The sequence below is a fragment of the Paenibacillus forsythiae T98 genome, assembly GCF_000520735.1.
Taxonomy (GTDB): domain Bacteria; phylum Bacillota; class Bacilli; order Paenibacillales; family Paenibacillaceae; genus Paenibacillus_AQ; species Paenibacillus_AQ forsythiae.
In genome coordinates this window covers 1-5,273 of sequence record NZ_ASSC01000816.1, presented here as the reverse complement: position 1 = coordinate 5,273, position 5,273 = coordinate 1, and the positions used below count along the sequence as shown (strand labels likewise).

Annotated in this window: 5 protein-coding genes; 4 read left to right on the top strand and 1 reads right to left on the bottom strand. The window is 56.8% G+C overall.

The features are described 5' to 3' along the window. Positions 1 to 360: AraC family ligand binding domain-containing protein (locus L692_RS0125005; protein ID WP_025702646.1), on the bottom strand; the 360-nt coding region annotated here is incomplete at its 3' end. 162 nt (positions 361 to 522) lie between these two features. Here L692_RS0125005 and L692_RS0125000 point away from each other — a divergent pair. The 4 genes from L692_RS0125000 to L692_RS0124985 form a co-directional block, all read left to right on the top strand. After that, positions 523 to 1,701, top strand: a complete 1,179-nt coding sequence (locus L692_RS0125000) for a galactokinase (protein WP_025702645.1) — start codon at positions 523 to 525, stop codon at positions 1,699 to 1,701. Position 1,702: 1 nt separating this feature from the next. After that, a complete protein-coding gene (galE, locus tag L692_RS0124995) occupies positions 1,703 to 2,692 on the top strand; it encodes a UDP-glucose 4-epimerase GalE (protein WP_025702644.1) in 990 nt (329 codons plus the stop codon). A gap of 45 nt (positions 2,693 to 2,737) precedes the next feature. Then, a complete protein-coding gene (locus L692_RS0124990) occupies positions 2,738 to 4,318 on the top strand; it encodes a UDP-glucose--hexose-1-phosphate uridylyltransferase (protein WP_025702643.1) in 1,581 nt (526 codons plus the stop codon). A 157-nt stretch (positions 4,319 to 4,475) separates the two neighbouring features. Next, on the top strand, positions 4,476 to 5,273 hold a 798-nt coding region (locus L692_RS0124985), incomplete at its 3' end, for an iron-containing alcohol dehydrogenase (RefSeq protein ID WP_025702642.1).

The following is a 5,273-nucleotide window of genomic DNA, read 5'->3' as shown; positions in this document are numbered from 1 at the left end:
GTCGCCGCATGCCGCCACTGGCTGCTCGGGGGAGAACCCGGCTTCCCGTACAAGCCTGCCCGCGTCCGTGCCGGAAAACGCCGCCCATCTGTACTTCCACGGCCTCGCGGAATCGGAAACGTAACTGACCAGCTGGCCGGGCTGAATGAGAAAGCAGTCGCCGGGCCCAAGCTCATAGGTGCGCTGTTCCGTGCGGAAGGCGCCGGCTCCCGTTTCAATGCAGTGCAGCAGGAAATAATCGTAAATTTTCGGTCCGACCTGGTGGAGCGGCGGCGTCTGGCTCTCTCCCGCGAACAGCACATGCAGGTTCTGTTCTTCATAATAGACGGGGTTGGAGGCCACGGAGTAGTTTTCTTCCATCCGTACATTCCTTTCTTTCTGATGCTCGGGTAAAGTCACATTTATCCATACATTACACACATGATTGCATTACAGGAAAAGAACCATTTTATTATACTATAAGCATGAAGCATTTGAATATTCAGTCCGAGAGGATAAGCGGCGAAAGGGTGGAAGGAATCGATGAGTATACAAGAGCTTAGCGCGGCATTCATTGAAAAATACGGGGCAAGCGGCCTGGAGGAGAAGGTGTTCTATGCGCCTGGCCGGGTCAATCTGATCGGCGAGCACCTCGACTATAACGGCGGATATGTGCTGCCTGCGGCGCTGGAATTTGGCACAACGCTGATCGTGCGGCCGCGCGGCGACGGCAAAGTCACGTTCGCTTCAACTAATTTTCCATATGAATTCTCCACGGATTATACCGACATCGGCAGAGAAAAGACCGGCGAATGGGTGGACTATCCGATTGGCGTTATGACCGAGCTGAAGAAAAAAGGGCATCCTGTATCGCAGGGCTACGATCTGCTCTTCCACGGAGATATCCCTAACGGCGCGGGCTTGTCCTCGTCGGCTTCCATTGAGGTCGTTACGGCGTTCGCCTTCCTGACGCTGGAGGGCGGCGATACCGATACGGTGGAAATCGCGCTCTTGTCCCAGCGCGCGGAGAATCAGTATGTCGGCGTAAACTCCGGCATCATGGACCAGTTCGCGGTCGCCAACGGCAGGCAGGATCATGCCATCCTGCTTATGTGCGATACGCTGGAATACAATCTGGTGCCTTTCATAACCGGTTCCTACAAGCTCGTTATCGGCAATACGAACAAACGCCGGGGGCTTGTCGATTCCAAATACAATGAGCGCCGCCAGCAGTGCGACGAGGCGCTCGCTGCGCTGCGCGAAGCCATTCCTTCTCTCGGTTATCTGGCGCAATTGAAGCCGGACGAATTTAAGCGGCATGCCAACCGAATTACGGATGAGACGGTCAGACGGCGCGCGCGTCATGTTGTTGAAGAGAACCAGCGCGTGCTGGACTCCGTGCAGGTGCTTAACAATAATAATCTGAAGCAGTTCGGACAGTTCATGAACGATTCTCACGCTTCGCTGCGCGATCTGTATGAAGTAAGCTGCCTTGAGCTGGACGTTATGGTCGAGGAGGCGCAGCGCATTTCCGGCACGCTCGGCTCGCGGATGACGGGCGCGGGCTTCGGCGGCTGCACCGTTTCATTGGTGCATGAAGACGATATCGAACGCTTTATTGCCGAAGTGGGCAAAGCCTATACGGAAAGAACGGCTCTTACGGGCGAATTTTATGTATGCGGCATCGGCAACGGGGTCAGAGAACTAAAAGGAGTGAAGTGAGATGGCTATATTGGTGACGGGCGGAGCGGGCTATATCGGCTCCCATACGGTAGCGGAGCTGCTTGACCGCGGCGAAGAGGTTGTTGTGCTGGACAGTCTGGTAACCGGGCACCGGGAATCCCTTCTCGGAGGCAAGCTGTACGTGGGCGATCTGCGGGACAAGGAGCTGCTGGCCAAGCTGTTCTCCGAGAACGAGATTGAAGCGGTCATTCACTTTGCCGCAAGCTCACTTGTAGGGGAAAGCATGAAGGACCCGGTAAAATATTACGACAACAACGTTTACGGCACGCAGTGCCTGCTGGAAGGCATGCAGAAGGCGGGCGTGAACAAGATCGTGTTCTCTTCTACGGCGGCGACTTACGGTGAGCCCGAGAAGGTGCCGATCGAAGAGACGGACCGTACGCAGCCCTCCAATGTCTACGGCGAAACGAAGCTGACGATGGAACGGATGATGTCGTGGTTCGACCAAGTACTTGGAATCAAATATGTGGCGCTGCGCTACTTCAATGCGGCCGGGGCGCATGCCAGCGGCAAAATTGGCGAGGATCACCGGCCCGAGAGCCATCTGATTCCGCTCGTCCTCCAGACCGCGCTGAAGCAGCGCGAGAGCATCGCCGTGTTCGGCGACGACTACCCGACCGGGGACGGCACCTGTATCCGCGATTATATCCATGTCACGGATCTTGCGGACGCCCATGTCCGGGCGGTAACCTATCTGCGCAATGGAAGCGCAAGCAGCGTGTTCAATCTTGGCAACGGTCTGGGCTTCTCCGTCAAGGAAGTGATCGAGACGGCCAAGGAAGTGACGGGCCTTGACATTCCGGTTGTCATCCAGGAACGCCGCGCGGGCGATCCCGCCGTGCTGGTGGCCTCCTCCGAGAAAGCCCGCAGCGTGCTGGGCTGGAATCCGGCGCGGGCCGATCTGAAGGAGATCATCCGCAGCGCCTGGAGCTGGCATTCATCCCATCCGCAGGGATACGGTGACAATTAAATGAAGCCCACCCTGATGACAGCTGGCATAAAGGAGAGCAATGTCATGGCCAATGAAAACAAGGCGCCCTCCGGGGCGGATCAAGCGCTGCATGCTACCGAGAAGCTGGTGCTGTTCGCCTTGCGCCGCCGCCTGATCGAACCGGCCGATGCGGACTACAGCCGGAATCTGCTGCTGGAGCAGTTCAAATTCAGCGAGCCTTATACCGGCGAGGTTGACGATACGGAACTGGAGGGCCCGCAGGCTCCGCTGGATGTTCTGATCGATTACGGCGTTGAAATCGGACTGATCCCGGAGAACACGGCCACGTATCGGGATTTGCTGGATGCCAAGATCATGGGACTTCTTCTGGCCCGTCCATCGGAAGTGAACGCGGAGTTTTCTCGGCTGAGCGCCGAGCAAGGCGTTGCCGCAGCTACCGACCGGTTCTATCAGCTCAGCATCGATTCCAACTATATCCGCATGGACCGTATTTCGAAGAACGTCTACTGGCTCCAGCCGTCGCCATACGGCGATCTGGAGATGACGATCAATCTGTCCAAGCCGGAGAAGAATCCGAAGGAAATCGCCATGGCCCGGCTGCTTCCGCCGCCCGTGTACCCGAAATGCCTGCTCTGCCGGGAGAACGTCGGCTATGCCGGACGGCTTAACCATCCGGCCCGCCAGAATCTGCGGGCGATCCCTATTGAACTCAATAACGAGAAATGGTTCTTGCAATACTCGCCATATGTGTATTACAACGAGCATTGCATCGTGTTCCATCACGATCATGTGCCGATGAAGCTGACGAAGGATACGCTGAAGCGGCTGCTGGGATTCGTGAGCGAGTTCCCGCATTATTTTATCGGCTCCAATGCCGATCTTCCGATTGTGGGCGGCTCCATCCTGACGCATGACCATTTTCAGGGCGGCCGACATACCTTTGGGCTGCAAAAGGCTCCCATAGAACAAAGCTTCAGCCATCCAAAATATCCGGGGGTTAATGTGGGATTGGTCAAGTGGCCGATGTCGGTGATCCGTCTGAATGGGGAAGATCCAGACATCCTGCTGGAATGCGCCAACGACCTGTACGAAGCATGGAAGGGCTACAGCGACCCTGCGGCCGATATTCTGGCCTTTACGGAGGCGGGAGGCGAGCGGCAGCCGCATAATACGGTCACTCCCATTGTCCGGCGCAGCGAAGACGGCGGCTATGAGATGGATCTGGTGCTGCGGAACAACCGGACCAGCGAGGAGCATCCCGAAGGGATTTTCCATCCGCACCGCGAGATGCACCATATCAAGAAAGAAAATATCGGCCTGATCGAAGTCATGGGCTTGGCGATTTTACCGGGACGGCTGAAGAATGAGCTGGACGGGGTCGCGGATATTCTCGCCGGAAATACGGCGGAGCTTGAGGCGGTGCGGACAGCTGCGGACCATCCGCTTGCCCAGCATGCGGACTGGATCGGCGAATTAACCGGGCGTTTAGGCACGGCAATGGATAGAGAGGAGGCCGTCCAGGCGGTCCGGAACGAGGTCGGCATCAAATTCACACAAATTCTGGAGCATGCGGGCGTGTACAAATGCTCGGCCGAAGGCCGCGAGGCTTTCCGGCGCTTTGTTAACAGCTTTGGGGCAAACTGAATAAGCAAGGCAGCTGGGAATGGCCGGTTTCTCTTTAAGGGGGAAGCCGGCCTTATTCTTGGGATCGGCGGGAGACCTCCGCTTGTTTGAATGGAAAAAGCTGGGGGGTTATAATATAGAGATGCAGCACTCATCCTGATTTATGGAGGCATAACCTATGCGTAATTTCCAATTTTATAATCCAACCCGGCTCATTTTCGGGAAAGGAACGCTTGAAGCGCTGACCGCCGAAATTCCGAAATACGGAAAAAATGTACTTCTTCTCTACGGAGGAGGCAGCATTAAACGGAATGGTCTATACGATAAGGTAACCGCGCTGCTTCAAGGCATCGGAGCAAGTGTAACGGAGCTGCCCGGGGTCGAGCCGAATCCGCGCTTGTCCACCGTACATAAAGGGGTCGATCTGTGCCGCAGCAACGGGATTGATCTGGTTCTGGCTGTCGGCGGGGGGAGCGTGCTCGACTGCGGCAAGGCCATCGCCGTGGGCGCGAAATACGAAGGCGATCTGTGGGATATTGTGGTGCGCAAGGCGGCTCCGCAGGGGGCGCTGCCGCTCGGCACGATTCTGACGATGGCGGCGACTGGCTCGGAGATGAACAGCAACTCGGTAATTACGAACGAAGCCACCACGGAAAAGATCGGCTGGAGCAGCCCTTACGCTTTCCCGGCATTCTCCATTCTCGATCCCGAGCTGACCTTCTCCCTGCCGCGGGACCAGACCGTGTACGGCGTTGTGGATATGATGGTGCATGTCCTGGAGCATTATTTCCACACGGATGGCAACACGCCCGTTCAGGACGGCTTCTGTGAAGCGCTGCTGCGGACCATGATGGAAGCCGGCTCCAAGCTGGTGAATGATCTTCAGAATTACGAGCTTCGCGAGACGATTCTGTACTGCGGCACAATGGCCCTGAACGGCATGGTGAGCATGGGTTTTGCCGGAGACTGGGCGACG

Coding starts and splice junctions, on each gene's coding strand:
- L692_RS0124990 (WP_025702643.1), top strand. CDS start 2,738: ATGGCCAATGAAAACAAGGCGCCCTCCGGGGCGGATCAAGCGCTGCAT.
- L692_RS0125000 (WP_025702645.1), top strand. CDS start 523: ATGAGTATACAAGAGCTTAGCGCGGCATTCATTGAAAAATACGGGGCA.
- galE (WP_025702644.1), top strand. CDS start 1,703: ATGGCTATATTGGTGACGGGCGGAGCGGGCTATATCGGCTCCCATACG.